The organism is Bradyrhizobium icense (assembly GCF_001693385.1).
Lineage (GTDB): Bacteria > Pseudomonadota > Alphaproteobacteria > Rhizobiales > Xanthobacteraceae > Bradyrhizobium > Bradyrhizobium icense.
Genome location: NZ_CP016428.1, coordinates 4,986,340 through 5,013,139 on the forward strand (window position 1 = coordinate 4,986,340; position 26,800 = coordinate 5,013,139).

The 26,800-nt window shown below is 62.3% G+C and carries 24 protein-coding genes and 1 pseudogene; 7 read left to right on the forward strand and 18 right to left on the reverse strand.

What is annotated here, in order from left to right; genetic code table 11:
• Positions 1 to 2: 2 nt before the first annotated feature.
• From LMTR13_RS23660 to LMTR13_RS23710, 11 genes are read right to left on the reverse strand one after another with little or no spacing between them, the layout of a single operon-like run.
• Positions 3 to 1,289 carry a TraB/TrbI/VirB10 family type IV secretion system protein gene (locus tag LMTR13_RS23660; protein ID WP_065729915.1) on the reverse strand — a complete coding sequence of 429 codons (1,287 nt, stop codon included), beginning with the start codon at positions 1,287 to 1,289 and terminating at the stop codon, positions 3 to 5.
• The gene (gene trbG / locus LMTR13_RS23665; RefSeq protein ID WP_065729916.1) at positions 1,286 to 2,311 is read right to left on the reverse strand and encodes a P-type conjugative transfer protein TrbG; all 1,026 of its coding nucleotides are present in this window, start codon (positions 2,309 to 2,311) and stop codon (positions 1,286 to 1,288) included. The genes LMTR13_RS23660 and trbG overlap by 4 nt, the downstream gene beginning before the upstream one ends.
• Positions 2,308 to 3,012, reverse strand: a complete 705-nt coding sequence (gene trbF, locus LMTR13_RS23670) for a conjugal transfer protein TrbF (protein WP_065729917.1) — start codon at positions 3,010 to 3,012, stop codon at positions 2,308 to 2,310. Before trbF ends, trbG begins: the two co-directional genes overlap by 4 nt.
• Before the next feature lie 3 nt (positions 3,013 to 3,015).
• Positions 3,016 to 4,176, reverse strand: a complete 1,161-nt coding sequence (gene trbL, locus LMTR13_RS23675) for a P-type conjugative transfer protein TrbL (RefSeq protein WP_065729918.1) — start codon at positions 4,174 to 4,176, stop codon at positions 3,016 to 3,018.
• Positions 4,177 to 4,187: 11 nt separating this feature from the next.
• Positions 4,188 to 4,940, reverse strand: coding sequence for a P-type conjugative transfer protein TrbJ (trbJ, locus tag LMTR13_RS23680; protein WP_065729919.1), 753 nt, complete (start codon positions 4,938 to 4,940; stop codon positions 4,188 to 4,190).
• Positions 4,941 to 4,967: 27 nt separating this feature from the next.
• Positions 4,968 to 7,553, reverse strand: a complete 2,586-nt coding sequence (gene trbE, locus LMTR13_RS23685; protein ID WP_065729920.1) for a conjugal transfer protein TrbE — start codon at positions 7,551 to 7,553, stop codon at positions 4,968 to 4,970.
• Positions 7,547 to 7,804: a VirB3 family type IV secretion system protein gene (locus LMTR13_RS23690; protein WP_065729921.1), complete on the reverse strand. Its 258-nt coding sequence runs from the start codon at positions 7,802 to 7,804 to the stop codon at positions 7,547 to 7,549. Before LMTR13_RS23690 ends, trbE begins: the two co-directional genes overlap by 7 nt.
• The gene (locus tag LMTR13_RS23695) at positions 7,804 to 8,160 is read right to left on the reverse strand and encodes a TrbC/VirB2 family type IV secretion system protein (protein WP_065729922.1); all 357 of its coding nucleotides are present in this window, start codon (positions 8,158 to 8,160) and stop codon (positions 7,804 to 7,806) included. The genes LMTR13_RS23690 and LMTR13_RS23695 overlap by 1 nt, the downstream gene beginning before the upstream one ends.
• A gap of 19 nt (positions 8,161 to 8,179) precedes the next feature.
• A complete protein-coding gene (trbB, locus tag LMTR13_RS23700) occupies positions 8,180 to 9,163 on the reverse strand; it encodes a P-type conjugative transfer ATPase TrbB (protein WP_065729923.1) in 984 nt (327 codons plus the stop codon).
• Complete coding sequence (locus tag LMTR13_RS23705) at positions 9,156 to 9,707, reverse strand: hypothetical protein (protein ID WP_065729924.1); 552 nt, start codon at positions 9,705 to 9,707, stop codon at positions 9,156 to 9,158. Before LMTR13_RS23705 ends, trbB begins: the two co-directional genes overlap by 8 nt.
• 12 nt (positions 9,708 to 9,719) lie before the next feature.
• Positions 9,720 to 11,747, reverse strand: a complete 2,028-nt coding sequence (locus LMTR13_RS23710; protein WP_065729925.1) for a conjugal transfer protein TraG — start codon at positions 11,745 to 11,747, stop codon at positions 9,720 to 9,722.
• A gap of 521 nt (positions 11,748 to 12,268) precedes the next feature.
• On the opposite strand from LMTR13_RS23710, the gene LMTR13_RS23715 reads away from it, so the two are divergent.
• Both LMTR13_RS23715 and LMTR13_RS23720 read left to right on the forward strand, forming a co-directional pair.
• Positions 12,269 to 12,937, forward strand: a complete 669-nt coding sequence (locus LMTR13_RS23715; RefSeq protein ID WP_065729926.1) for a hypothetical protein — start codon at positions 12,269 to 12,271, stop codon at positions 12,935 to 12,937.
• Positions 12,938 to 13,008: 71 nt separating this feature from the next.
• Positions 13,009 to 13,524 carry an RES family NAD+ phosphorylase gene (locus LMTR13_RS23720; protein WP_236843062.1) on the forward strand — a complete coding sequence of 172 codons (516 nt, stop codon included), beginning with the start codon at positions 13,009 to 13,011 and terminating at the stop codon, positions 13,522 to 13,524.
• Between the two features lie 278 nt (positions 13,525 to 13,802).
• On the opposite strand, the gene LMTR13_RS23725 is transcribed toward LMTR13_RS23720, so the two are convergent.
• The 7 genes from LMTR13_RS23725 to LMTR13_RS23755 all read right to left on the reverse strand — a co-directional run bounded on the left by LMTR13_RS23725 (position 13,803) and on the right by LMTR13_RS23755 (position 20,667).
• A complete protein-coding gene (locus tag LMTR13_RS23725; RefSeq protein WP_236843063.1) occupies positions 13,803 to 14,753 on the reverse strand; it encodes a DUF3363 domain-containing protein in 951 nt (316 codons plus the stop codon).
• A 706-nt stretch (positions 14,754 to 15,459) separates the two neighbouring features.
• Complete coding sequence (locus tag LMTR13_RS40950) at positions 15,460 to 15,609, reverse strand: hypothetical protein (RefSeq protein WP_156795734.1); 150 nt, start codon at positions 15,607 to 15,609, stop codon at positions 15,460 to 15,462.
• 257 nt (positions 15,610 to 15,866) lie between these two features.
• Complete coding sequence (locus LMTR13_RS23735; protein WP_065729929.1) at positions 15,867 to 16,184, reverse strand: DUF736 domain-containing protein; 318 nt, start codon at positions 16,182 to 16,184, stop codon at positions 15,867 to 15,869.
• A gap of 629 nt (positions 16,185 to 16,813) precedes the next feature.
• On the reverse strand, positions 16,814 to 17,194 hold the full coding sequence (locus LMTR13_RS39525) for a hypothetical protein (RefSeq protein ID WP_156795735.1): 381 nt from the start codon (positions 17,192 to 17,194) through the stop codon (positions 16,814 to 16,816).
• A 171-nt stretch (positions 17,195 to 17,365) separates the two neighbouring features.
• On the reverse strand, positions 17,366 to 18,304 hold the full coding sequence (locus LMTR13_RS23745) for a DUF2493 domain-containing protein (RefSeq protein ID WP_065729931.1): 939 nt from the start codon (positions 18,302 to 18,304) through the stop codon (positions 17,366 to 17,368).
• 351 nt (positions 18,305 to 18,655) lie between these two features.
• On the reverse strand, positions 18,656 to 19,711 hold the full coding sequence (locus LMTR13_RS23750) for a DUF7146 domain-containing protein (protein WP_065729932.1): 1,056 nt from the start codon (positions 19,709 to 19,711) through the stop codon (positions 18,656 to 18,658).
• On the reverse strand, positions 19,711 to 20,667 hold the full coding sequence (locus LMTR13_RS23755) for an ArdC family protein (protein WP_065729933.1): 957 nt from the start codon (positions 20,665 to 20,667) through the stop codon (positions 19,711 to 19,713). Before LMTR13_RS23755 ends, LMTR13_RS23750 begins: the two co-directional genes overlap by 1 nt.
• Positions 20,668 to 21,586: 919 nt before the next feature.
• Here LMTR13_RS23755 and LMTR13_RS43725 point away from each other — a divergent pair.
• From LMTR13_RS43725 to LMTR13_RS23775, 5 genes and pseudogenes are all read left to right on the forward strand, one after another.
• A pseudogene (locus LMTR13_RS43725) lies at positions 21,587 to 21,727 on the forward strand (FAD-dependent oxidoreductase); the annotation flags it as partial.
• Positions 21,728 to 21,826: 99 nt separating this feature from the next.
• The gene (locus LMTR13_RS23760) at positions 21,827 to 23,101 is read left to right on the forward strand and encodes a GMC oxidoreductase (protein ID WP_236843064.1); all 1,275 of its coding nucleotides are present in this window, start codon (positions 21,827 to 21,829) and stop codon (positions 23,099 to 23,101) included.
• A gap of 35 nt (positions 23,102 to 23,136) precedes the next feature.
• A complete protein-coding gene (locus tag LMTR13_RS23765) occupies positions 23,137 to 24,447 on the forward strand; it encodes an aminotransferase class III-fold pyridoxal phosphate-dependent enzyme (RefSeq protein WP_065729935.1) in 1,311 nt (436 codons plus the stop codon).
• 29 nt (positions 24,448 to 24,476) lie between these two features.
• Positions 24,477 to 25,418 (forward strand): sulfotransferase family protein, encoded by a 942-nt coding sequence (locus LMTR13_RS23770; RefSeq protein ID WP_065732938.1) that lies wholly within the window; start codon positions 24,477 to 24,479, stop codon positions 25,416 to 25,418.
• A complete protein-coding gene (locus LMTR13_RS23775) occupies positions 25,415 to 26,662 on the forward strand; it encodes an MFS transporter (protein WP_236843065.1) in 1,248 nt (415 codons plus the stop codon). The genes LMTR13_RS23770 and LMTR13_RS23775 overlap by 4 nt, the downstream gene beginning before the upstream one ends.
• Positions 26,663 to 26,800: the final 138 nt, after the last annotated feature.

Sequence of the window (26,800 nt, forward strand, 5' to 3'; positions counted from 1 at the left end):
CCTCACCTGCCCTTCGCTACCGTCTGAACGTCCAGGTATGGCTTCAGCACGAGATCCTTCGAAACAATCACCCGCAACGGCCACCCCGGCCGAACCGTGATTGTCGGCCGGACGTCGAGCTCGCGCTCCACCAGACGCTGGCCGGCACGATTGGTCGTTTGCTGCGAGCTTGCCCGCAGTGCCTTGACGAGATCGCTCTCGTCGTTGCCAATCGATAGCTGTGTTCCCACCCCGATCAGGGTCGCCAGGGCCACACCCTTGAGCAACTGCCAAGTATGGAAATCCACCTGGTCCTCGAGCCCGGCATAGCCTGCAACGTCTGTAGCCGGAAGATTCTCGATCACGATCGAATTGCCGTTCGGCAGGATGAGCCGTGTCCAAACGACCAGCGCCCGCTTCTGGCCAAAGGCGACGACGCTATCGTATTTGCCCACGAGCCGCGTCCCTTGAGGGATCAAGAGATGCTCGCCCGTGACGGTGTCGTACACATTCTCGGTGACCTGACCGATCGTGGCACCGGGCAAGTCCGAATTCAGCCCCGTGACGAGGCTCGCCGGAATGATCGACCCTGCCATCACTGCATATTTGGAGGGTGCCACCGTCAGCCCGTGACGGTTGGTGGTGTCCGTGTCGGCTTTAGCACCCACAAATGCAAGCTTTCGCGCCTGTGATGAGGGGATGATCTCGTTGGAGCGGTCGACCATCATCCGCGCTGCCTGCGCTAGTTCAGCAGCAGAGGGCCCTTGATCGCTCACCGGCGGGCGGAATGAGGAGGCCGGACTGGCTGCTACCTCGGTAGTGCTCGCCTGCTTTCGCTTTTCCTGCTTCTCCGACAGCCGGAAGAACAATCCAGACTCCTTGGCCTGTTGCGCGATGCGCGCCTGGCGGATGCGTTCGGCTCTTTCGGCGTCCTCCTCCGGATTAGTGCGGAAGCCTGAATCCGACGGCGAAGCTGTGCCGGCCTTCTTTTCGTTCTCAGCGAAGGCTCGTCCAATATCGCCTGGCGACGGCGGCCCTAGGCGCGGCGTTGAGGGAGGCAACTCCTCATAGGACTTTGGCAGCTTGTTCAGACCCTCGGCCGTTTGCTTCCGGTCCGTGTTATAGAGCTCCGACCGTTCGGCCTGTCTGAACGCGCGCGGCCGAAGCGCAATGATCGTCGCTCCCGCAATGAACAGTGCCGCGACGGCACAGCCGATCATGATGGCGCGGCTGTTGAGACGCCGAATTGGCCGCGGCCGTGCTCGCAACTCCAGTGGTTCCGTCGGATCCTGATCTGGCCCATTCGTCATGAGGTTCTCCCGATGCCGATGGCCTGCGACACCGGCCGCGCGTCGGTACGAATGATCCGGACGATGCGCTGGGGAACCGCGCCAAGGCGGAGCTCGGCTGCGCCAAACATTCGATCGACGATGTAGTACGAGCCTCGGACGCGGTAGTTCACGAGATTTGGACGGCCGTCGGCGCCGGCAACGAACAATGGTGGCGCTTCGCCCTGGGACAGGCCGGAAGGCATCTGGATATAGACCTTGCGGCCGTCGTCGAACGCGCGCAGCGGCCGCCATGGCGGGTCGTCGCCTTCGATGCGGTAACGGAAGTTCAAGCTGTCGAGCCGGACCCCGCGATCCGCCAACCGCTCCTGGTTCGCCTCCGCCACTGCGTTTTGCTTGTGAAGCGCAACCAGCGTATCCGTCGGATAGGTCCAGGAAATCGAGGCCATGTAGGTTTGCTTGGTCGAGACAAGCTCCAGGTGATAGGCGCGCCGGTCCGTCAAGACCACGAGGTTGGTCTGGATATCCGGCAGTGTGGGCTTGATCAGGATGTGTACCCGCCGGGCGCTACCCTGCCCGCTTGCGGTATCACCAACGACCCACCGGACCGTATCGCCTGTCGAGACGTCGATCAGTTCCTCACCTGTTTGAAGCGCGATGGTCGAGACCTTCTCGGGGCTTGCATACAGCCGATAGAGTGCTCCCTCCGTCCAGGGATAGACCTGGATGGCATTGATGTATCCGGCACGCGTTGGCTCCATCCGAGCCGCCTTGTTAGCCTTCGCAATCGCCTGCTCCGGTGGCAGCTTTTCCTCTTTTCCGCCCTTCGTCGGATAAGGCTTTAGCTGGCCGGGCAGTGGTAGGATCTTTGGCGTCTCCACGACCTGGACCGCCTTTGGCGGGTCCCCCTCTGGGACCGCTTGCTCAAAGGTCATCTCGTCATAGGGCGCTTCTAGGTTGAGCTTGGTGGCGCAGCCGCAAAGCAGCAGCGATAGGGCTAGAACGCTGGCCGACGCAAGTTTGCTAGTGGCAGCAGAACTCATTTGGCGTCTCCGATGAGGTCGCGAGACCAGTTGAGGGAATGGACGTAGAGTCCGAGGGGATTCTTGCGCAGCGTTTCGGCGTCTGCCGGCGGCTTGAGAACCGTGGTCACGAGCCCGGTGAAGCGCTCGGTCTTCGCAATCGAGCCGTTCTCGTAGGTGTTTTCCTTCCAGCGAAGCTCAAAACTGTCGCTGGACGCGCGTACCACCGAGGTGACTTCCGCCGTGACTGTTTTCGAGCCAATTTTCGCGAATGGGTCGGCTTCACGCGCGTAGTCGTTCAGGGCAAGTGCACCGCGATCGGTGACGAAGTCGTAGGCGCGCAGCCAGTTGCTTCGCACGATGATGGGATCGATCGACAAGGAGCGCACGTTTTCGATGAATCGCGCCAGAAAATGCGAGATCTGGGCATCTGAGGGCTGATAGGTTTCGAGCGCGGGCCCGACGGCGCGCACCTCGCCAAGGCGGTCGACTTCGACCACGTAAGGAACGACTCCCGAGCGACCGATCACGACCAGGAGCGTCAAGCCGAGAATGCCGGACAACGCGGTGGCGGCCAGCGCCGCAAGTCGCCAATTGCTCGCCTGCACCCGCGCGGACCCCAACCGCTCGTCCCAGATCTGGGCCGCCTTCTGATAGGGCGTCACGGGCTCTGGCGTTTCGCCGTATCGAACAGAGACACGTTGAAAGGGATGACTAGCCATACGTCAGTCCTCCCCCAGCTTCGGACCCGACGAATGTCCGCCCTTGTCACCATCCTTCAGCGTATGGGCGGCCACCCGTGCAGCTTCGCTGGCCCGCTGCCGTCCAGTTGATGCTGATGGCTGGGCGGAAGATGCCGCCGCTCCACCGCCTGCACCACCACCGCTTGGACTCGACAGTTGGTCGACGGCCGAACCTCGTGCTGCGCTGCCAGCTGTCGAGCCGGGTCCCGCCAACGACGCTGCTGACCGGACCGCCGTCGTTGATCCGCTCGCCGTAGCGCGGAGCCCGCCCATTGCCGCGGCGCCTCCTCCAATCGCAACAGCGGCGGCGCCTGCCAGCGTTCCGGCCGCAGCACCCGCACCCAGTTGAGGCGCACCCGAAACAAGACCTGCGGCAATGCCCGGACCAAAGATTCCAAGTCCAAACAGAGACAGGGCCGCAAGCAGAAGGCTCATGGCCGACGCAATGTCGATGGGCCGTGTCAGGGTGCTCGCGAGTTGACCGAAAATGGTCGAACCGATGCCGATGATGATTGCCAGCACCATCACCTTCACGCCAGAGGCAACGACGTTGCCGAGCGTCTTCTCGGCCAGAAAAGCGGTTTTGCCCCATAGCGCGAACGGCACCAAAATGAAGCTCGCAAGCGTGGTCAGCTTGAACTCGATCAGGGTAACGAAGAGCTGCACCGAGAGCACAAAGAACGCCAGCACGATCAGGATCCAGCAAAACAACAGGATCAGGATCGTTGGCAAATTGGTCAGCACATCGAAGCCGGAGAACTGGCTTGTCTCCTCCAGAAGCGGATGCGCCGCAGTAAATCCGGCGGAAGCGACAAATCCCGGCCGGGTCAGGTCGGCGGCACTAAGGGTGCCGCCGGATGCCTTCAGGCCAATGCTCGAGAACGAGCTGAAGATGATATCAGCGAGGCTTTTGAAGTTGACAATAATGAAGGCGAACGCGCCAACATAGAGCACCTTCTTGGCTAGCGTCACCAGGATCTGGTCGTCGGCCCGCACGCTCCAAGCAAGTCCTGCAAGCGTGATATCGATGACGACGAGCGTCGAACTCAGGAACGAGACCTCGCCGGACAGAAGGCCAAAGCCCGAGTCAATGTACCTCGAGAAGGTTTCGGTGAAGCGATCGATGACGGAGAGATCAGCCATGGCGCCCTCTCCTATCTGCGGCGGGCGTAGGCTTGGCCATCGCCGATGAAGCGGATGAAGCGCTCCCGGGCGGCCGCAACGGAAGCCTGCTGCTCGGCGGCTCTTAACGTGTCCGCGCGTGCCTGGGTTGCCAGCAGAGCCTGCGTCTGCAACGACTGCTTGATCTGCAAGGCGAGCAGTTCATTGCCCGACTGCTGGGCTTGCAGCGAGCCGATCGCTCCCGATGAGCTTGCCATTAACGTGCGAAGCGTCTGGCCATCCTGGCCCAGGGTACTGACGATCGCCGATTGAAGCGTGAGCGCCTGTTGCAGTCCCTCATAGCTGTTGTCCCAGCGTGTGGTGGCGTCCTGCACCATCTTGTCGGACGACGTGGCCGCCCCATACTGGCGAGGATACAATCGTGCAAAATCCTGCTGGGTTCGTTGAACATCGAATGAGATGCCCTTCGCCTGAGCAATCAGGCTGTTCATCTGACTGATCGTCGAAGCGAGCTGACCGACCACGCTCGTTGGGAGAGCGGCAAGGTGTTTGGCCTGATTGAGAAGTGACTGAGCCTGATTTTGCAGGCTCCTGACTTGGTTGTTGATTTGCTCAAGCGCTCGTGCGGCAGTCAGAAGGTTCTGACTGTAGTTCGATGGATCGAACACGATGACTTGCGCTCCAAGCCGCCGCGATCCGTTCACGGCGATGATGAGAGATAGAACTATTGTTACTGCTGCTCCTATGGTCGTGTTGGAGCATAGGCGGCAGATGCCCTTGAGCATGAGTTACTCCGAAGGTTGAGATTGAGCTTAGGCCTTGTGAGCCTGTTCGAAGGTACTGATCAGGTTCGCCGCCCAGTGCAGGTCTCGTTCAGCGAGATAGCGCTCGGCAAAATGATGGTGGCCCGACCGGGCCAGGACCGTTTCGATGCTGCGCTGATCCTCCGCCGAGGATGCTCCGACGAGCGCAAGTGCGACTGGCCCAAGGCCAAGCTCGAACAAGCGATTTCCGGCGCGCGACTGCAGATAATAGTCGCGCTTGGGAAAGGCCTCCGCGATCAGGCCGACTTGCGTGCAATTTAAGCCAAACCGCCGATAGGTTTCGGTCTGGGTCGCCTCAAGCGCGCGTGGGTTCGGCAGGAATATCCGGGTAGGACAGGACTCGATAATCGCCGGCGCAATCTGGCTGTCGGCGATGTCGGCAAGCGACTGTGTCGCAAAGATCACCGCTACGTTCTTCTTGCGCAGCGTCTTCAACCATTCACGGATCCGGCTCGCGAACAGCGGATCGTCCAGAAAGACCCAGGCTTCATCGAGCACCAGCAAGGTTGGGCGGCCGTCAAAGCGCGCCTCCAGAGTATGGAAGAGATAGGTGAGAACGGGTGCGACCAAGCCGGGCAGCGCCATCAGTTCCTCCATCTCGAAGGTCAGAACGTCGGCGCTGGAGAGACGGTCGGCGTCCGCATCGAGGAAACGGCCGTATGGCCCTTCGAGGGTGTACGGCTGGAGCGCCTGGCGCAGGGCATCGCGGGCAAGCAACGCCACAAGCCCGGTCATCGTGCGCTGGGAAACAAGCGCCGTGCCGAGGCTCTTAAGTGCTGACCAGACGGCTTCTTTGACCTCCGGCGTCACGGTGATGCGCTCGTGCGCAAGCACGCCACAGAGCCAGTCGAGCGCCCATAGCCGCGCACCCTCCTCCGCAACATCCTTCAGCGGCTGAAACGCGATGCCGCCCTTGGCACCAAGCTCATACCAGGCCCCTGACAGGGCAAGCGTTGTCGCACGGGCAGAGCGGCCCTTGTCGAAAGTTATTAGCTGAGCATTCGGGTAACGGCGGAACTGCAGGGCAAGCATCGAAAGCAGCACCGACTTGCCCGCGCCGGTTGGCCCCACGACTATGGTATGCCCGACGTCTCCGGCATGGAGTGACAGCCGGAATGGGGTGGCGCCCTTGGTTTTGGCGATCAGAAGCGGCGGACCATCGAGGTGCTCACAGCGTTCCGGCCCGGCCCACACTGCCGACAGCGGACACATATGGGCGAGATTGAGCGTGTGAACGATTGGCTGGCGAATATTCGCATAGGCCTGGCCCGGAAGACCGCCAAGCCAGGCCTCGACCGCATTGACGCTTTCCCTGATCGTGGTGAAACCGCGGCTATTGATGACCCGTTCGACGAGGCGGATCTTGTCATCGGCGGCGCGCGCGTCCTCATCGCTGACGGCGACGGTTGTAGTCATATAGCCGAATGCCACGAGATCATCGCCAAGCTCAGTGAGCGCAGCATCCGCATCGATGGCCTTGTTGCTGGCGTCCGTGTCGATGAGCGCCGCCTGCTCATTGAACATGACCTCCTTCACGATTGCGCCTAACGATTTGCGCTTGGCGAACCACTGACGGCGATACCGCGACAGCGCGGTGTGGGCCTGCGTGCGGTCGAGCGGCAAGAATCGCGTTGCCCAGCGATAAGCGACGCCGAGCCGGTTCAGTTCATCGAGCAAGCCGGGAAAGGTCACGGCTGGAAAACCGAGCACGGTCAGCACGCGAAGATGATTTCGGCCGATCGCCGGCGACAATCCGCCGGTCAACGGCTCGTCGCTGAGGAAACAATCGAGATAGGCCGGAATTTTGGGAACGGCGACGGGGTGTCGCTTGGTCGAGACGCAGCTGTGGAGATATGTCAGCGTCTCTTCATCGCTGAGCGGCCAGATTTCGGGCAGGACGGAGGATAGGAGATCGATCGCCCGGTCCGTTTCCTGGACAAAGCGCTCAAGATGGTCCCAATAGCTGTGCTCACGCGGCGGCTGAGCCCGATCATCTTCAATGACGGTCTCAGAAGCACCGTCGTTTTGCTCACCATCGTCTTGTCCGGCCTGAGCGGTTACCTGAGCACGTTGCTGACGCCGTCTCCGTTTGCCGGCCTCCTTCTCTCGCGGGCGCTCCAGAAACAGCCCCTCCAGCCGCGACACGCGCTCAGCCGGCGGCAGATACATCAAGGTGAGGTGCAGAACGCTTTCAAAATGCTGTCCGCGCGGACGTGAATGATCGTTCCAGGATGCCTCGGAGGTGTTTTCGAAGGCGGCCCGCCGCTCCTCATCGACGAGCCAGGACACCGCGTCGGGAAACGGCGAGCGCGGGTATTCCGAGGCCTCGACCCGCGTAGCGTCAAAGAACAGCGCCCAGCCCGAGCCAAAGCGCTTCAAGACGTTGTTTATCCGCGAGACCACGCTCATGAGCTCGGCCTCGGTCGCGCTGTCGAGGTCGGGTCCCCGGTAACGGATGGTGCGCTGAAAGCTGCCGTCCTTATTGAGGACTACGCCAGGCGCGATCAGGCATGCCCAGGGAAGCCAATCGGCCAGGCGATAGGCATGGCTGCGGAATTCTCTCAAGTTCAGCATGCGAGCCAGCCCTTATGCTTGGTGTGGCGGACGGCGACCTCCACAAAGGCGGGATCGCACTTGGCAAGCCAGACCGCGATGCCGTGGCCGACGATCCAGAACACCAGACCCGCAAGCCAAAGCCGCAAGCCGAGCGCCAGCACGGCCGACAGCGTGCCGATCAGAATAGCGGCCGCACGCGGCGCGCCACCGATCAGGATGGGCTCGGTCAAGGAGCGGTGGAGCACGAGTTCGAAGCCATCGGGGCGCATCAGATCAGCGCTCCGCCGCCGAACGAAAAAAACGAAAGGAAGAAGGAGCTCGCTGCAAAGGCAATGGAGAGGCCAAACACGACCTGGACCATCTTGCGAAACCCGCCGGAGGTATCGCCGAAGGCCAGCGATATCCCAGTCACGGTGATGATGATGACGGCGACGATCTTGGCGACCGGCCCCTGCACGGATTCCAGGATGCGCTCGAGCGGAGCTTCCCACGGCATGCCCGACCCGGCCGCATGGGCCGCCGAGGCCGTCAAAAGTACGCAGGTGACGGTCCCGAACTCCGTGAGGAGTGGTTTGTGAGCCAGGGAAAAGAAGAAACGCGTAGTTGAACGCAGCGAAACGAGCATGTCGCACTCTCCGTGGGTCTTAAGGCCGATGGCTGGTGTTCGGAAGGCCGGGCGGGGTTTCCAGGAGGTAGTCGCCCGAGGGATCGAGGCCCTGGAGCTCGGCGACCGCCTCGATCCGGCGCGCAGGTCCCCGCCCCTTGATGAAGACGATCACATCAATCGCCTCGGCAATGAGCCGGCGCGGCACGGTGGCGACGGCTTCCTGGATCAGTTGCTCGATTCGATAGAGCGCCGCGCGCGCCGAATTGGCGTGAACCGTGGCGATGCCGCCCGGATGACCCGTGTTCCAGGCCTTGAGCAAGTCGAGGGCTTCGGCTCCTCTCACCTCGCCGACAATGATGCGGTCAGGACGCAAGCGAAGCGTGGAACGCACCAGATCAGCAAGGCTTGCCACGCCCGGCTTGGTTCGGAGCGTCACGGCATCCTTGGCCTCGCAGCGGAGCTCGCGTGTGTCCTCGATCATGACGATGCGCTCATCAAGGCGGGCGATCTCAGCGAGAAGCGCGTTGGCAAGCGTGGTCTTGCCCGACCCCGTGCCGCCGGCAACCAGAATGCTACGGCCTTCTGTCACCGCGGCGGTGAGCACCTTGGCCATCAGAGGCGAAGCAATCTGCGCCTTGACGTAGTCGGAGAGACGGAAGGTGGTCGTCGCGGGCTTGCGGATGGCAAAACACGGCGCAAGCGAGACTGGCGGCAGGACGCCTTCAAATCGCTCTCCGGTTTCGGGAAGCTCGGCCGAAATAATCGGTGATGATCCGCCTGCCTCTGCCCGGACATGGCTCGCGACAAGGCGGATAATCCGCTCGGCCTCCTGCGCCGTCAGCACCACGCCAGTATCCGCACGCCCGGACCCGTGCCGGTCGAGCCAGAGCCTGCCGTCGGGATTGACCATCACTTCGACCACATCGGCCTCTTCGAGAGCCAGCGCGATCGCCGGCCCCATCGCGGTCCGCAACATGTCGCGGCGTCGCTCGCGGGTTTCGGGCGAGAGAAGATCAGACATAACCGACCTCCTCCCGCCCTGCCGGAGACGGCCCCGGCTGCTCGCCCGTCGCGTCTTGCGAACGGGATTTGTCATCAGCACGAGGGCTGGCGCCAAGCGGGGCGCCCTCCTCGAGATGTCGCATGAAGAGATCCGGATTTGACGTTGAGACCTGCTCCATGACGTCTGCAACGAGCCGGCCGCCTGACGCCACGCGTTTGCCGACCTGGGCGACGAACATCTCGAACCGCTCGCGTCCGAGCGCGCGCGCCGCATCCTGATCGGGCGAAGGCAGAGGCGGCGTGATGGTCAGGTAGTAGCGGACGAACAACGCAATGGTTTCCGCCATGATCGAAAGATCGCGGTCTGTGCGATCGAGCTGCCGGCTCATGCGATCTAACCTGCGGATCAGCGCCGCATCACCGCTTGCGTCTCGGTCCGGATTGAGGAAGCGATCGAGCGCAGCATCGATGATGGCCGATTTGTTGGTGCCGGGCCGCTTGGCGGCGAGCTCAAGCCGCTGTGCCACGCTATCGGAAACATAGGCAGAAAGTTTAGGTTTCATGGGGAATTCCCGTTAGAACGCAGGAAGGAGGTCATCGTCGTCGCGGGTCACGGCATGGGCGCTTCGGATGGTGTTCGAGGCGCTGGCCGCGCGCTGCATCTGATTGCGATCCGCGGCTACGTCTGCGTCATCGTCGAGCAAGCGCTCCTCGGCGAACCTCGTGGCCTCCGCATGGGGAACGGTTTCTTCAAACAGCGGCAGCTGCTGCTTGAGGCCGCCTTCCTCAGCTCCCGCGTGCATCAGGTCGCGGAACGGCAGGGTCGCTAGCCGAAGATCGAGGTTGCGGATTTGACAGGCCCAGTCGTTAGGACGTGCCGACGGACGGTCGTGATACTCCTCCGCGGCAAGCTGCGGCGGCGAACGCAGACGCCCCACAAAATTGGCGTCCTCATAGTGCCGGAGCTTAGAGGCACGAACCGGCGCTAGACCCGAAACCAGTACGATCGCCTGGTCGGGCGGCAACTGCATCACCTCGCCGGGAGTGAGCAGCGGCCGCGCGGTTTCCTGGCGGCTGACCATGACGTGACCGAGCCACGGCGCGAGCCGGTGACCGGCATAGTTCCGCTGCGCTCTTAGCTCCGTTGCAGTGCCGAGCGCGTCCGAAATGCGCTTTGCGGTGCGCTCGTCGTTGGCCGCAAACGCGATGCGGACGTGGCAATTGTCCAGGATCGCGTTGTTCTCGCCATAGGCCTTGGCGATCTGATTGAGCGACTGGGCGATCAAATAGGCGCGGATGCCATAGCCGGCCATAAAGGCGAGCGCGCTCTCAAAGAAATCGAGCCGGCCGAGCGCGGGGAATTCGTCCAGCATCAACAAAAGCTGGCGCTGCTTGGCTTTGCCTGCTTTCGTGTTCAAGGATTCGGTCAAGCGGCGGCCGATCTGGTTGAGGATTAGCCGGATCAGCGGCTTGGTGCGGCTGATATCCGAAGGCGGCACGACCAGGTAAAGCGTGACGGGCTTTTCGGCGCTAACCAGATCCGCAATGCGCCAATCGCAGCTTTCGGTGTTCCGGCTGACAACGGGGTCGCGGTAGAGACCCAGGAAGCTTACAGCTGTCGACAGCACGCCCGAGCGCTCGTTCTCGGACTTGTTGAGAAGCTCGCGCGCGGTGGCGGCAACCACGGGATGGACCTTCGGCTCGGCCTCGCTTCCGAGATGGTTTGTGGCCATCATGATCCGCAGCGTCTTCTCAAAGGACTGCGCGGGATCGGCCAGGATCTCGGTCACGCGGGTGAGGGTCTTCTGCTCCTCCGCATAGAGAACATGAAGGATCACGCCGACCAACAGGGAATGACTGGTCTTTTCCCAATGGGTACGGCGTTCCAGCGCGCCTTCTGGGTCGACCAGGATGTCGGCGATGTTCTGGACATCCCGAACTTCCGCAGCGCCCTTGCGGACCTCCAGCAACGGATTGTAGCGGGCGCTTCTCGAGTCGGTTGGATTGAACAACAGGCAATGCGAGAAAGTTGCGCGCCAGCCGGAAGTTAGCTCCCAGTTTTCACCCTTGATGTCATGCACCACCGCCGAGGAGGTCCATGACAACAGCGTTGGCAGCACAAGCCCCACGCCCTTGCCCGAGCGGGTCGGCGCAAAGCACATAACGTGCTCCGGGCCATCGTGACGCAGATAATTGTTCTCAAGCCGTCCAAGAAAGACGCCCTTGGTCGTGTAGAGGCCGGCCTCCTTGATCTCTTTGGGCGTCGCCCAGCGTGCCGAGCCGTAAGTCGTCACCAACTGATTTTGCCGCGCCCGCCACACGGAGTTGAGAACGGCAAACATTGCGCCTGCGATGCCGCCACCTGCCGCGATGGCACCACCCTCTTCAAAGATTTCCGGAGCGTAGGCCTCGTAAGCGAACCACCATTCGAACAGCCGCCAGGGCAAATAAACCGGATAGTCGGCAATCAGGAACCAGGGCGCACCGAGCCGCTCCTGAAAGCCGAGAGCTGCCGCGGTCCATTGCGTCGCTCCCCAGCTCGACACAACGACGATGCCGAGTACGATCGTGATCTGACCGACATAGATTTTCGCTGGATACATTCGCCGTCCCACTCGCCCGCGCTACGTCGACAGCGCGATGAAAACGGGGAAAACGGCAGGCCTTCAATCAAAATAAAAAATCGCGCTGTCAGCGAGAGCGCGATTGATCAAGCCCGATCAGACCGAGGGTTTGAGTATCAAGTTGGAGAGAGCGTCATCAAGCGCCTCAACAACCCGTGAACTATTGGCGCACCTGGGATTTCATTGCCGGTTTGCTCACGGCATCGGCGCCATCGCATCTTCAACACGGCGGAGAACAATGCGACTCGCTTCCAGGCGAAAACGCGACAGCGAGACGCGACGTGATAGAGCTTCTTCAACTATGCTCACGCCGCAAAGCGCATAACTTACCCATGCAGATCACCGATCTCCGTCGCCACTTCACCGCGGCCTTGGGAAGCCGAAAGTGCTTTGCCCGATACGGAGGACAAGGTTAGAGGTTTTATAATACCTATAATCAGTTTGTAAAAGTTAACAAAGTTGCATACTCTCCCAAATATTGGGATTGGAGCTTTCCAGCCATGGCAAAGACGCAATCGAAACCCTCTTCCGCTTCCAGCGCTCGGTCCGTCCAGGAAGACGGCGTGATGATCGTGCTCGAGAAGCCGGCGGGCCTGAAGAACGTTGCTCTTCCACCGGATGCAGCGATAGCGATTGTCTCCAAGAGCGGAACCACTCTGCAAAAGCTCCGTCAACGCCACAAGAAGTTGTTTGGCTACCAAGTCCGGTACTTCTCAAAAACCCGTACTGCCAAGCCGACCGTCGTCAATAAGGCTGCGTTTGAACCCGATGCACGCGCGCTGGCCGTTCTCCAAGGCGTTCGTATCGCCCAGGAAGACCTGCGACGATCGGGGGGCGCCTATGACCTGGAGCAGGTCAGGACGCTGATGAGGGGCATCTCCCGCCAAGCCATCGACAAGCGGGTGCAGGAAGGCAGCTTGCTTGCCGTTCCGGGCCCAAGCAATCACCGCAGCTACCCGACCCTTCAGTTCAACCTGGACGGCTCCGTCGTGGACGGCCTCAAGGCTATTCAGGAGGCACTGCCGACCGACAATCCCTGGACCGTCCTGAACTTCCTGGCTCAGCCTGATGATCGGCTGAACGGCCGTAAACCGATCGATCTGCTCAAGGAAGGCAAAGTCCAACTCGTGGTTGAGGCCGCCCGGCGAATGGCTCAGCAAGGCGCGTGACTGCACCGCTGCCGCCGGACGATCTGGTTCGCCGTCGTCCCCGCTCGGTCCGACTGCGGCGAGGCACGAACGTGCATCGGTTCTACACGGCCGAGTGCGATCCGATCTTTTTCGACACGTCGCGTCTCGGCAGACTGAACGCCCCCGATGAGAGTTACGGTGTTCTCTATGCCGCTCGGGAAACATATGGTGCCTTCGCAGAAACGTTCCTCCGCGTGCCGGGACGAACTCTGATCGATGCCAGCCTGCTCCGGCGCAAAGCATACGTTCGTCTCGAAATTACAGAAGACCTTGAGCTGATCAGGCTCGCTGGCCCCTCGCTTGCGATCCTTGGCGCGACTGCCGAGGTGGTGCATGGTGGGCTGCCTTACGATGCGCCGCAGGCCTGGTCGAAGGCGCTATTCGACCATCCGCTTGGAGCCGACGGCATCGCCTACTATGCCCGTCACGACGACGAAGGCCTTTGCTACGCAATCTTTGATCGCGCGCGGAGCTCGGTCCGCGAAGTCGGCCGGGAGACCAACTTGGATCAGGATTGGTTTTGGCGGCTCGCGCGGCGGTACAAGGTCGGACTGGCGCCGGGCTGAGGCCCGGCGAAGTCCGCCAATCCGCAATTTGGGCCGAGTTGGGTATGCTCGCAAGTTGACGAAACGTCGACGTGCTGGGTCGGATTCACTCACCGTTCAGCCGAACTGCGGAAACCCCCTGCAAGGGCAAGTTATACTATTTTCGCAAGAATAGTATAACTAGCAGCAATTTCAGAATCTTAGAGCATGTTCCTGAGAAAGCTTCTCGGAAATAGCCCTGCGGGCAAATGGGAGCCAGCCGAAAGAGAGCGTGGGCGAAGACGGATATGCTCCGTGCACTAGCGTCCGATGCCCCGTTTTATTCCGATCGACCAGGAAATCCCCTCGCCGCCGACGCTACCGGTGACGAACTGCCCGCGCGCCCGCTCGAGAACCGGCCGCCAAGGCACCAACACAAACGCGTGGGACCGCTCAATCAGCGCATACCGGCCGCTGTTCAACGTCAGCATGCGCCGGTAGACGCCGCTGACGTTGTCGCCCGCTTTGACCTCGAAACGATCAAGGCCGGTTCGCGCCGAAATCTCCGCAGCGGTCTGGCGGAGTTCACGAGCCTCGAGGGTTCGGAGCAAGTCCCGCGCATAGCGCAGCTTCCCGTCCTGTTCGCGCGCGAGCCCCTGCTCGATCAGCCATTGCCGTCTTGCCCGCATTGCTGCCTCGACCTCCGCACCCGTTCCGCTCGGCCCAAGCGCCTCGGGGGTGCTGGCGACAAGCTGGCGATCGATCCAGGTGGCGCCCACCGCCTGTGGCAGATCCTCGAGCCTCTGCCATGACAGCACCGCAAGGCGAACCGGATTGCGGGAGCGCTGGCGGCTCTCGTACTGCATCGCCCGGTCAAGATAGTCTTCGCCCACCGTCCAGCTTCCGTCGGCGAGCCGGCTGACGATACCTTCCTGCCGCATCGCTTCCAGGCGCCGCACATGCGATGCGACGAACTCGCCGGAAGCCTGCCGGTCGAACTCATGGTGCAACTGCTCGCTGTAGCGTCCGCGATGCGCGGCGGCGATCCTTGCGATGGTCCGATCGATCTCCCGCGGTTCTGCAACACGCGATCTGAGTTCCACGATGGTGTTCCGGACAGGCGCCTCATCGCCAGCCGAGAGGCTGCCGATCTCGGCGTAATGCGTCCGCCCGTCGATGCCATCGAGGACCACATAGCGACGCTCGCCGAGTCTGATGTACGGAAGACGTCGAGGAACGGAGCCTCGCCACTCGGCGATATAGTCTTTCATAGCCCGCCGGATCAAGGCGAGCGACGTCATCGCGCGTACGGCGGTGCGAAGACATGATGGGATGGTTCAGGGCCTGCCCCAAGCTAGAAAGCACTTCGGAGCGCTGATCGTTTCGGCCAAATGGGGCAACAGAACGGCCCAGCGGGTACTTTCGGGCGCCGATTGCATCAGTCCGCCAGTGTCCAGATCATGCCCGCGCAAATTTTTGCTGGTGTCTTTGCGGATCGCCCAACACCGGATCACATACTGCCAATCGGCCGTGGTTGCGAGAACGCTTCTCTCGCCCCCGTGCTGGCCAACGGCAGACACTCGAACGCGGTAGCCCCACGAACAAGACGTCTCAATGTCAATCTTGCAAATTCCGTGGTATGCTTTCTCGTGTGGAGGCCGATTCCGGTCTGCGCAGTAAGCGATCTCATTTGAGATTTAACGGAGGGGCATATGGCCAAGAAAGCGAAGAAGGCGAAGAAGACCACTGTGAAAAAGGCCAAAAAGAAGAAGATGAAGAAGTAAGTCTTCGACGACCTTCTGCTCGTTCCGAGCAAGATGCCTGCTTGGCAACGTTTGCACTCGTCGACCTCGCTTTGATCTGAATGGACCGATCAATGGTTGGGCCGGACCGCATGGCGCCTTGGGCACCGTGCAGTCCGGCTCTCAAATTCTTACAGTCATTTCCCGCAGCTCTGCCCTGAGTTGGCCGAGGCCTCTAATGCAATCCATTCATCACCGTCAGGACGTTCGATAGCAGGACGCCAGTCGACATCAGCGCGGCAAGGCTGATGATCATTTGCGCCAGGCAAGTGCGCTTAAGCGTCACCGCTTGTGGATCGGGAAACAACATGAACGGACTCGCCATCGTCAGCTCCGTGAAGCGGTGAACGCGTTTGTAGTGGCCGAGAAATAGGGTGAGTCGCGCCGATCGCGATGCAGTATATTTGTCACCTATAAGGTTGACTCTTCACCGACTCGGCTGCGGCCAACTCGGGGGCACGAATTGAGACGCCGCGCCGAATCGGTTGGCTTAAGTTCAGGTAAACAAAAGATTAACGGCTTCCGTCGCGCGGCTAAAAGGCCCCGCCCGAGTGGGTCGGGCGGGGCTCGGTGGAGAGAACCTCAGTCGCCGTTCTTCCGCGGCCGCGACCAGAGCAGGGCATGACCTTCGCCTTCATCCTCGAACAGGTTCGCATAGATCGGCGCGTTGAACGAAGGATCATCGAGCTTGAGCGAAAGGTAGTCGCGGCCCTCCTCTGAGCGCTTCGACCAGGCTGCCCCGATCTCGGCCCGGCCGACGTAGACGCGGTGGCTGGGCGCGTTCTCGTTTGTGCGGTTGGGCTCGGCGACGATGCGGACGCCCTTCGCCTGCACGCTCAGGGTGACGATCTCGCCCTGAAAATCGTTGCCGACCTTTTTAAAGGAACCGATGTTAGCCATGTCACTTCTCCTTGAGTTTTCGAGCCCGCGACCACCGCAGCCTCGATGGCGATCGAGAGGCCGAATGACGATCGGCGACGCACCCGCTCGCGGGCCGGAGCGTAGCGAAGGACGCTAGCCGGAAGACTTTCTTGGCTCGCGAGGAATGGGCGTCAGCCCAGGGGAAGAAAGTCTTAACGGCGGCGTTGCGGCTCAGACGATCGAGGCGGAGCCGGTCTTCGGCCAGATCCAGCCATCAAGAGGCAAGGTGCGTCCGTGCGCTGAACAGCCTTAAAGGAGACGGGCGGCGGACGTCGGTCGTCCTGTACAAGAGGTCGAGAGGTTCAGGCGAAGAAAGGAAACAACGTACGGGAAAAGTCGGGCGTTGGCCGCCCCGAAATAGCCGTTAGAGAACGCCCGCCTCGACACTCACGGGGTCCGCGAATGATCGGCATAATGGCCGTGTAGTGCTCTGAGGAGACCGCCTCTCGCTGCGATGCCCGTCGTTGGCGATCTCGACGCGCCTAATGATCGAGGAGAACCCTGGGCGTCGAGCCGAAGGGCTATAACCGCCCTGGCCGCGAGAACTGGTTGACGTTCGGTTCGCCCTGCCCTGACTGACTGAAGCGGGCCAAGCTCGGCCAAGACGGTCATGCCGCCCGCCCCCGTGTCACCGATGAAGATCGAACCGATGCAGCAAAAGATCTCGCGCCAGACCGGGGATGGCATCCCAACGTACGATATCCGAGAATCACATGATAACCGGCAACGGCCGCCGGAATGGCAAAGACTGCCGCGATGACGGCGCGCAAGACGAATGACAGCGCCAGGGCAAAGGTGATCTGACCGATGAGGAGCATCAGCGCGGCGGCAGCGATGCCGACGAGCAACCTGCCGATGGTGCCCCGCGCACCATGAAATACCATCACGCCGGCAGTGAACCTAACCAGCAATGGAAGGGCGTCTACAGCGAGAGCAAAGATCGGAGTAGAATAGGCCGATGCGAAGGTATTGAGGAAGTCCGAGAGCAATTCGCGCCTTCCACCAACACCTGGACGCGAGGTTACTGAAGCCGGAACTAGTAAGAAGTGCGGCTCACTGTCTAACCACATTCCAGGTGGCGAATGTGCTCGGGGGCGCGATTGCGTCGGTTCCGACGCTTGCCCTATGCAGGGAGTTTTCGAAATCGGCATGGACGGCGATCACGCGCCGCCATCGCCAAACTTCCAGACCGGGATGCCGAGCCGTTTCGCCTTGTCGGCGAGATTGCTCTGGATGCCAGTGCCGGGGAAGACCATGACGCCGATCGGCAGGATCTCCAGCATCGCGTCATTACGCTTGAACGGTGCGGCCTTGGCGTGCTTGGTCCAGTCGGGCTTGAAAGCAATCTGAGGCACCTTGCGATTGGTCGCCCATTTGGCGGCGATCAGTTCGGCGCCTTTCGGCGAGCCGCCATGTAGCAGCACCATGTCAGGATGCTTGCCGTGGACCTTGTCAAGTCGATCCCAGATCAGATGATGGTCGTTGAAGTCGAGCCCACCGGTCAGGGCAATTTTGGGGCCGGCCGGCAGCAATACTTCGGTCTCCGCCCGGTGTTTGGCGACGAGGAAATCCCTTGAGTCGATCATCGCCGCAGTAAGCTTCCGATGATTGACCAGCGATCCAGAGCGAGGACGCCAGGGCGAGCCGGTATGGACCTGGAAGTGCTCGATGGATTGATCGCGGAAGAGTTCCATGCAGTTGCGACGTTCGACCAGCGTGATGCCTTCGGCCGTGAGCCGCTCGAGTTCGACCGATCTGATTTCCGAGCCGTCCTGCTCACGCTGGCTCTTCCGCTGCGCTTGCTCGTTATCGTCGAGCTCGCGCTCGATGCGCTCTGTTGCACGGTGGAACAGGTTGACCGTCGACCAGAGCAGGTCATCGAGATCCGGCTCGAGGCGAGTGTCGCTCAGGGTTGCGACGAGGGCGTCGAACATATCGGCGACAGCACCCGCGATCATCTTGCCTTCGGGAAGCGGCCTCGGGTCTGGCTCGTCGTTGAAAGGCCGGTAGCCAAAGAGCTGAAGTTCGCTAATGACGTGATCCATCGGGAATGAGCCGTGCGTTGGTTCGAAATCGAGGTCGTTGCGATCGGTTGTCATGGTCGAGGTCCTTTGCCCGGATCGGCCGCGCCCATCGCGGCCTTCGTGGCGATCACCTGACGGCGGGCGGAACGGACCAGAACCCGAAGCAAAGCGAAGGGCCGCAGCGACAGCGGAGGATGGCGAAGTCCGGCTATTTTGCTTCGCGATGCAAAGGCGCGTGGCGGGGGCCCCGCGAAGCTTTCTTCGTGGGGTGAACACCGCCGGCGGAAAATAGCCGGGCGCAGCCATTGCCGGTCCGGTCCGAATGCTGTCCGATCGCCCTCTAGAAGGCCAGGGCGCGGCCTCTCCTCGGCACCATGGACCTCTACCATCGACCTACTGTGAGGACGTCGCTGGCAACGCCGGCTGTTATCCATTCTCCGCCATAACCAAGAAGCGGGTAACGTCCTGCGGCGCGAGTTGAATGCGCATAGCCGCTCGAAGCTCGTGGATGCCGAACGTGCGGAGATCGTCATTAAAATCTCCCAACCGAGGAGACAAAGCGATCGCCACGATACCAGCAGCCTCCGAGCGCTGCCTGAGGGCAGCCGTCGCCGCGTGTCCCGCTGCATCCGCATCCCGGACGATGTAGAGGCGACGCAGCGTCGGCGGGAGCAGCATGGCAGCGAGGTGATTGGCCGATAGTGCGGCGGCCATTGGCAAGGTAGGCAGTGCGTAGCGCAGCGACAGGATGGTTTCGATCCCTTCGCCCGCGACAAGCACATCATTCGCCGTACCGAAACGAACTGCGTTGCCGAGCAGATCGCCCATTGCCCGTCGTGGTGTGTCGATCGGCGCCTTGCCGAGCCTGATCGGGTCAAACCCCTCAGGATTGAGCCAGGTCCGGTGCGCGCCTGTTATCCGGCCATCGAGATCGGTGACGCGGGCAATCATTGCAGGCCAAATCTCGGTCCGCGCGTCCTCATCCGGACGATAGTAGCAGCGTGGGTGGAAGCGCAGGCTCGCTCCGTAGTGCAGCTCGAAAATGGCGCGTCCGCGCAAATATGCCTCCACGAGGGTCCCATCGATCGGCCGAGATATCGCGAACAGCCGCCGCGCCGCTTCCGGCGATCCTGCCTTTACTGTTGCGCCGACCGGCTTCGTTGGGAGATCTGGGTGCGGTCGAGGGAGCTTAAGGAAGCGCGTTGCCTCGTCCACGACATCGCGGAATTCTATGAAGCCGCAGGTTTCGCGGATGATGTCGAGGAGATCACCATGTTCGCCCGTGGCGGCGTCGGTCCATTTGCCCGCAGGTCCCTTCGGAGATTTCTGTAACCGCACGAACATCGAGCGGCCTGGCGTGTTGCGGACATCGCCGACCAGCCAATAGCGCCCCATGCGCCGACCATTGGAGAGATAGTGGCGGCACACCGCCTCGGCCTCGCGCGCGAGGCGGTGTGCCAGTTCGGAAGCGTCGAACGGCATCAGACGGCCTCGCAGTGGGCGGGTTCTTCCGCCGGGCTCGAGGCGAGATCAGGCAAGAACGCGAGCAGATAATCCGCGACTTTGCTGGCCTGCGAAGCGGCGCGGACGATCGCGCGATTGTCTTCGCGGAGCACCTCAAGCCACGAACCAATGTAGTCCGCATGCCGCACGGTCGGCACGATGCCGAGCGAAGCACAGCAGAATGCGCCGGATATCTCCGCGATGATTTCCTCGAAGGCGTATTTCTTGGTGCCGTAACTTCCGGATAGATCCCGGTTGAGCCGTGAGAAATGGCCGCTGGCATGAGCCAACTCGTGCAGAGCCGTGCGATGCCAATTGATCGGCTCAAAGTAGGCAGCCGGAAATGGCACCTGAACGTAGTCCTCAGAGGGACAATAGAAAGCTCGGTTACCTCCGATTCGAAGATCGATGCCGCTGGCACTAATCAGCGCTTCGACTTGCGGCTCGATCATGTGAAGTAACGCGAGAGGCGCCATAGTCGACACCTCGGCTGGCAGCCCGTCACATTGGTCGGTATTGAAGACCGTAAAACGTTTCAGAAAGGGAATCGCTTGGGCTTCGTCGGCCGCCTCAATCGCCCGCTTCCTCTCCTCTTCGGGCACGAAGCGGTCAGCATAGACGACGGTCGTTCCTCGCTCTCCTTTGCGGACGTGGCCACCCAGCGACAATGCCTGCCGGAAGGTGAGCCAGCTCTGGCCGGAGAAGCCCCGCTCGACCACAGCGCTCCAGAGGATCAGGATGTTAATGCCGCTATATCGCCGATGTGTTGCTGCATTGTAAGGCATGGCAAGCGGCGCCTTCGCCGCAGCCGTTCCCCACGGCTGGACCCAGGGCACACACCCCGCCTCTAGTTCGGCAATGAGTCTATTCGTGATCTCGTCATAAAAATTGGTCCGGCTGGGGCTGCTCTGCGAAACTTGGTTGTGCCTGGACATCGCGGTTCTCCGCGACGGGCACCGCGAGCCTCTCTCGCGGCCATAAACCCGTCACGGCAATCCAGGCCGCCACTCTTGGCTCTCTGGAGATCTCCTCGTCTCGGCCATCTCGGTGCGTCTCGACCGTGAATGCGATCCAGAGTCCCATCCTTCTCAAAGCCCAGGTCGTGGAAACCGTGTGACCTCCTTCAACGCCCGGCGAGTGGGTTACGCGATAAGGAGATGAAGCTTATGTTGCTGACATCGAAATCGTGCGCGAGTATCGCGACGTTCTGACTCTAAGTGCGAATTTGCGATCCGATCGAAATGCGTAGCATGGGCACACGCCGATGACGCACGGGCGTTGTCTAATTGCGGGCGCAGGGTCAACTTTTGTGGCTCTCAGCCCCCCGAGACCATAGACCTCGGCAGCATGGACGGGCGGCCTCAGTTAGTTTGCTGTAAGCGCGGCATGGACCGTGAAATACTCTTGCAGCAGTTGGCGGTAGCCCACCGCAAGTCGCCCAGGGCGCCGCGCGCATTGCCAAAAAAGGAAGTGCCTTCAACCTGGATTAGGTCGTGGGGCAAGGTCCGGATGCATCAGCCCCTCGATCGTTGTCCGCTTTCTGACAGCGGCACACAAACCTGTGAGATTCAAAACATCGTGCACCGTTTGCGCATCGCGAACTGTTTCAAAGCACAATCAGGCGCTTAATGCGCGCGAGGAGCGCTGGCACGGCCGTTGCTCTATCTCACCGTAGGGCAATAAGGACCAATGAACATGAACGGCACGACAGGATCTTGGATCTACGGAAGAAAGCGCTGATGCCGAGGAAAGAACAGACCAAGGCCAAAGAATTTCGCGGCACTTCGATCCAGGGCGGTTTTGGGAGCATATCACAGAACGCGATAGTTGCGGCTAGAAGGGCCAGGCAAGACAATGACGGCCAGTGCCGTTGACGTATGCGTCGTTGGGAGTGGTGCCAGTGGCTCGATAGTTGCCCACGAGATCGCTCGAAACGGATTCCGAGTGCTCGTCCTTGAAGAAGGCCGGACGCTTCTCCCCGGCGCCTCACTGGCGACTGTCCAAAGTGGCTTCGATGACGCCTTGGTGCCCTCTCCTGCCGGGACGTTGACGCCGTTCGGGCGCCCCTGGAGCGTGTCGGCACTCGGCGGTGGAATGACGCTGTATGCCGGGATCGCCTTCCGTTATCGGACCGTCGATTTTGACGCGCGAGCGCATGTGGCCGCGGACGCGCTCGACCCAGTCTGGCCGATCGACTACGCCGAACTACGCCCCTATTACGAGGAGCTCGAACGGCGGATGGGGGTGGCCCGGCTCCCTGGCGCGGACCCGCTCGAACCGCCCAGCGATCCCGCCGTGCTGCCGCCGCACGAGTACAGCCCACAGGGCCTGTTGATCGCCAAGGCGGGCGGACGCCTAGGCCGGCTGCCGTTCCCCACCCCGCTGGCTATCAACTCGTTGCCCTATGGCGGCCGCCCGGCGTGTCACTGCTGCGGCCCGTGCAATGAACACCTGTGTCCGACCGGTGCGAGGGCCGACGCGCGGTCCCCATTCATTGACGTGCCCCTGCCGCCCGGCGCACTGACAGTCGCCCTGGGCAGCAAGGCCGTGCATATCGGCCTGGGCAACGTAAGCCGCGCGGACTCGGTGGAATGGCTGGACACCGTCACCAGTCAACGCGCTCGGGTCCGCGCCCGTTGCGTGGTGCTCACCGGCAACGCGGTGCAGTCTGCCGCCCTGCTGCTACGGTCGGCGCAGTCCGCGGCGCCCAACGGCATCGGCAACGCCACTGGCATGGTCGGCAGCGGCATCTCGTTCAAAATCAGTGGCTACGTGTCCGGCAGCACCACGCTGGACCGGCTGCCCGCGCGGTCGCCGGGCGGCCCGTTCTCCACGGTCGCAATGTCGGATCACTACCTCGACGACGAGGCGCCCTCCGGGCTGGGCGGAATGATCTACGAAGCCAGTCCTGCCGAACAGGCGGTTTGTGACGGCACTATAGCGCTACGGCTTCATTTCCTGGCGGCCGATCAGCCCATGCGCAAAAATACGGTCCGACTGGCCAACAGTCGAGATCGGCTAGGTCTGCAGAAAATCATTCTTGAATACTGGACTCATCCGCTGGACAAACGCCGATTAGGCTATTTGTCCCGACGCGCGTCGGAATTGCTGGCCGAAGCCGGCGTGAAAAAAGTCGATTACCAGGATTCCAACTATCAGTTCGGTCGCGGGCATCTGCATGGCGGCTGTCGAGCAGGGGTCGATCCAACAGAGTCTGTAGTCGACCGCTGGGGTCGGGTGCACGACATCGACAATCTCTATGTCGCGGACGGCGGGTTCTTTCCGTATTCCGGAGGCGTCAACCCGACCTTCACTATTCAGGCGAACGCGCTGCGGATCGCTCGAAGAATCGCCACGCAGCTCGCCTAACCGACCATGGGCGGAGAATCAACCGGAGATCGTTCATGTCCATGAACACGCCCAGTGGCACCTTGGCCGCGACCGACGCGCAAAAAACCGCACTCCGCCGCGCGCTGCGGATCACCGCGTCGGAGAAATGGGATCTCAACCGGCGTTTTCCAGTGGTGATGAGCCGCGCGTCCGGCGCGCATGTCTGGGATGTTAATGGAAAACAATACGTGGATTTCACCTCATGTAGCGGGGCCGCGCCGTTGGGAGCCGGATACGAACCTGTGCTTGCGCACGTCGCCACGGAAATGCGCCGCACCGGCGGCATCCTACCCGGGCCGTTGTCCGTGCACCGGGTCGAGTTGGCCGAACGGCTCGCGGAAATCTTCCCGGTCGCGCAACGCTCGGTGTTCTTCCGCACCGGCTCATGCGCCACCACCGCCGCAGTCCGCCTCGCCCGCGCGCACACCGGCGTCAACCTGGTGCTTACTAGCGGATATCACGGCTGGCACGACTGGCACTTACAGGACCGGCCAGCGATGGGGCTGCCCAGGCGGGACCCGGACAGCGTGGAGTTCCGCTACGACCTGGACCTGCTTGAGAAAGTGGCCAGCGCCCAGCGCGTCGCCGCGGTGATCATCACCCCCGAGGTCAACTTCTTCCCTGCCGAATACCACCGACGATTGCAGACGCTGGTGCACCAGCACGGTGCCCTGTTGATCCTGGACGAGGTTATGACCGGTTTCCGCTACGCCCTCGGCGGATACCACACCGCAGTCGGCCTCACGCCCGACCTGATCACGCTGAGCAAAGGACTGGCGAACGGCATGGCGCTATCTGCGGTGGCCGGTCGGGCGGACGTGCTCAACGCCACCGAAAAGACCTACCTGGGCAACACCTATCAGCGTGAGGTTACCCCGTTTGCGGCCGCGCTGAGCACCCTAGACGCGCTGCGCGACGGGACGGCGCTGGCGCGGATGCGTCAGGTTGGCGAGCAACTCATCAACGGGCTCAACGAGGTCTTCGTCGGCCAGCAGGTCGAGGCGTGGGCGTTCGCCTGGCCCACCATGTTCGACGTCATGTTTGCCGACGCCGAACTCGGCCACGCGTTCTTCCAGGAGATGTGGTCGCGGGGCTTCCTCATGCAGTACGGCGGCCGGTTCATGCCATCCGCGGCACTGTCCGACGCTGACGTACGGGCCGCGATCGAAGCCGCCGGACAGGCTTTGCCGGCGGCACTGGCGCGAGTGGATAGCACCGGCAGCGACCCGGATCCGGTGGCCGCCGCCGTGCGGTTCGCCGGTGATCATTTCGTGGCGACCCCGGATTCCGTCCGGCTCTGGTTCACTGCGCCCAGCCGCCCATGAACACCAGCTGTCAAACAGGGGACACCGCTATGTCCGAGGCCAACCCATTTCCCACTTCGCCGGTTCTGCTCGGCGGCGACAACAGGTCCGGCACGACCTTGCTGAGCGTCGTGCTGGACTCTCATCCCGATCTGGTGATCGGGCCGGAGATCGACTTCCTGGAGCCGCCAAATCTCGGTCCACACATCCTGCGCGCGATTGACCTGCTGGATGCCCGCGACCCCAAGGTGATCGGCACCACAAAAAGCACGACCGATCCATTCTGGTACGACGGCGTGCACTTCGCGGTGCAGTGTCGACGCTTTGGCCTGGAGTTCGACGACGTGCGCGAGCTGGTCACCAAGGTAATGGCCGAGGTGGCCAATGACATTGTGTCGTTCGCCGACCGGTGCCGGCTGATCAACGAGATCGGTGAGTTCCGCAGGGCTCAGACCGGAGCCCGGCGGTGGGGACTAAAACTACAGCGCAAGATCGCTCAGGTCGATTCTTACGCCCGGCTGTGGCCGAGGGCGCATTTCGTGCACATCGTGCGCGACGGTCGGGACCTGGCCGCCTCGCACCTGAAAACCGTGCCGGATTGGGGTTACCGGACCGCCGCCGAAGCCGCGCGGGGCTGGCTTGAAGTGGTTTCCCGGCCGCATCGGGTCGCGCCGCCGGACCGCTACCTCGAGCTGCGCTACGAGGATCTGGTAAGTCGTCCTCGACCCACCCTGACCCAAATCCTGGACCACCTCGGCTTGCCTTGGGACGAGGCCGTGCTGCGGCACGCCGAGTATCAGCACGCGCTCTTCGACCATCCGTACGGCCACCCGGCGGCCGAATCCGCTGGCAAACCGCTGCACTCGGGCCGGCTCGGTCGCTACGCCGAGGATCTGACGCGCGCTCAGATCGCGGAGTTCGAGCGGATCGCCGGCAGTGAACTGGCCCGGCTGGGCTATCCATCGGCCCCGACCTTGACCGTCGAAGCGTGAGCCGCGCCCACTGTTCCGCCGCCCTGCTCCGACTGCCGCGCGGCTACCTGGCGCTGCTCGTTGGCCAGACCGTGTCGTTGCTGGGCTCCCAGGTGACTATGCTGGCGCTGCCGCTTACCGCGATCACTCTGCTGGGCGCGGGACCCGTGCAGACCGGGCTGCTGCTGGCTTGCGGTCGGGCGCCGTACCTGTTGGCGGGCCCGTTCGCCGGCGTCATCGTGGACCGCCTCCCGCACCGGTGGATCCTGTTGATCGCCAACTTCGTGATGGCGGCAACGCTGGCCACGATTCCGCTGCTGGCCGGCCTTGGACATCTCGGAATGGTCCAGCTGTGTACGGCGACGGCGCTGGTCGGGGTGGCGGCGGTGAACGCCGAGGTGGCCTATCTGGCGTGCGTACCTACGGTGGTGGACCGGACTCAGCTGGTCCAGGCGCAGAGTTTGTTGGAGCTCAGCCAGGCGAGCGCGTTGGCAGCGGGTCCGTTCTTGGCCGGCTGGTTGGTGAGCGCGTTCTCCGCGCCGACCGCGATCCTGGCCGACTCGGCCTCGTTCCTGCTCGCCGCCGCGTTGCTGTCGCTCGTGCCGATGCGCGCGGCCGCGCGATCAGCGGCCGGGTCGACCCAGCTACTCGGCCAAATGGCCGAAGGGCTGACCACCGTGTTCGGCAACCCGATTCTGCGGGCAGTCACGTTGGCCACTGGCACCTTCATCTTTTGGTACAACGCATATTCGGCGGTCTTCCTGCTGCACCTGACGAAAGATCTGGGTTTGGAGGGCGGGACTGTCGGCGTGGTGCTCGGCATCGGTGCACTCGGTGGCGTCGTCGGCGCAGTCACCGCACCGTGGGCGGGACGCGCGATCGGCCTCGGGCCGGTGCTGATGGTCGCGCTGGCGCTCAGCGCTGGAGGCATGAGCGTGGCGGCGCTTCTCACCCGGCCGTGGTGGGCCGCGGTGGTGTGCGTGGCACTGTCTCAGTTCCTGCTGTCGGTTGGCCAAGGGATTTACAACGTGCAGCAGGTCCCCATTCGATATGCGCTGGCCCCGCACCGGCTGCAGGGCCGGGTGAACGCGAGCATCCGGAGCGTGGTGTGGGGGCTGGCGCCACTGGGCGCGCTGGTCGGCGGCGCGGCGGGTGCCGCATCGGGCCTGCGTGCCACGTTGCTGGCCAGCAGCGTTCTGGGCGCGGCGTCGGTGCTGTGGATCTGGCGGTCGCCGCTGCGCCACACGCACAGTTTGCGTCTCTGACCAGCGGACAGGACCGCTTATGGAGATCAAAACACTGGACGAGCTTGGCCTTCACCCGGGCCGGCTGACTGTGTGGCGGATCAAACGTGCCCGATCCTACCTGGCGCCCCGACCCGCGGGCGACGGTCTCACGTTGCT

Excerpts from the sequence above, each read along its gene's own strand:
- LMTR13_RS23660 (WP_065729915.1), bottom strand. The coding sequence starts at position 1,289 with ATGACGAATGGGCCAGATCAGGATCCGACGGAACCACTGGAGTTGCGA.
- trbG (WP_065729916.1), bottom strand. The coding sequence starts at position 2,311 with ATGAGTTCTGCTGCCACTAGCAAACTTGCGTCGGCCAGCGTTCTAGCC.
- trbF (WP_065729917.1), bottom strand. The coding sequence starts at position 3,012 with ATGGCTAGTCATCCCTTTCAACGTGTCTCTGTTCGATACGGCGAAACG.
- trbL (WP_065729918.1), bottom strand. The coding sequence starts at position 4,176 with ATGGCTGATCTCTCCGTCATCGATCGCTTCACCGAAACCTTCTCGAGG.
- trbJ (WP_065729919.1), bottom strand. The coding sequence starts at position 4,940 with ATGCTCAAGGGCATCTGCCGCCTATGCTCCAACACGACCATAGGAGCA.
- trbE (WP_065729920.1), bottom strand. The coding sequence starts at position 7,553 with ATGCTGAACTTGAGAGAATTCCGCAGCCATGCCTATCGCCTGGCCGAT.
- LMTR13_RS23690 (WP_065729921.1), bottom strand. The coding sequence starts at position 7,804 with ATGCGCCCCGATGGCTTCGAACTCGTGCTCCACCGCTCCTTGACCGAG.
- LMTR13_RS23695 (WP_065729922.1), bottom strand. The coding sequence starts at position 8,160 with ATGCTCGTTTCGCTGCGTTCAACTACGCGTTTCTTCTTTTCCCTGGCT.
- trbB (WP_065729923.1), bottom strand. The coding sequence starts at position 9,163 with ATGTCTGATCTTCTCTCGCCCGAAACCCGCGAGCGACGCCGCGACATG.
- LMTR13_RS23705 (WP_065729924.1), bottom strand. The coding sequence starts at position 9,707 with ATGAAACCTAAACTTTCTGCCTATGTTTCCGATAGCGTGGCACAGCGG.
- LMTR13_RS23710 (WP_065729925.1), bottom strand. The coding sequence starts at position 11,747 with ATGTATCCAGCGAAAATCTATGTCGGTCAGATCACGATCGTACTCGGC.
- LMTR13_RS23715 (WP_065729926.1), top strand. The coding sequence starts at position 12,269 with ATGGCAAAGACGCAATCGAAACCCTCTTCCGCTTCCAGCGCTCGGTCC.
- LMTR13_RS23725 (WP_236843063.1), bottom strand. The coding sequence starts at position 14,753 with ATGAAAGACTATATCGCCGAGTGGCGAGGCTCCGTTCCTCGACGTCTT.
- LMTR13_RS40950 (WP_156795734.1), bottom strand. The coding sequence starts at position 15,609 with ATGGCGAGTCCGTTCATGTTGTTTCCCGATCCACAAGCGGTGACGCTT.
- LMTR13_RS23735 (WP_065729929.1), bottom strand. The coding sequence starts at position 16,184 with ATGGCTAACATCGGTTCCTTTAAAAAGGTCGGCAACGATTTTCAGGGC.
- LMTR13_RS23745 (WP_065729931.1), bottom strand. The coding sequence starts at position 18,304 with ATGACAACCGATCGCAACGACCTCGATTTCGAACCAACGCACGGCTCA.
- LMTR13_RS23750 (WP_065729932.1), bottom strand. The coding sequence starts at position 19,711 with ATGCCGTTCGACGCTTCCGAACTGGCACACCGCCTCGCGCGCGAGGCC.
- LMTR13_RS23755 (WP_065729933.1), bottom strand. The coding sequence starts at position 20,667 with ATGTCCAGGCACAACCAAGTTTCGCAGAGCAGCCCCAGCCGGACCAAT.
- LMTR13_RS23760 (WP_236843064.1), top strand. The coding sequence starts at position 21,827 with ATGACGCTGTATGCCGGGATCGCCTTCCGTTATCGGACCGTCGATTTT.
- LMTR13_RS23765 (WP_065729935.1), top strand. The coding sequence starts at position 23,137 with ATGTCCATGAACACGCCCAGTGGCACCTTGGCCGCGACCGACGCGCAA.
- LMTR13_RS23770 (WP_065732938.1), top strand. The coding sequence starts at position 24,477 with ATGTCCGAGGCCAACCCATTTCCCACTTCGCCGGTTCTGCTCGGCGGC.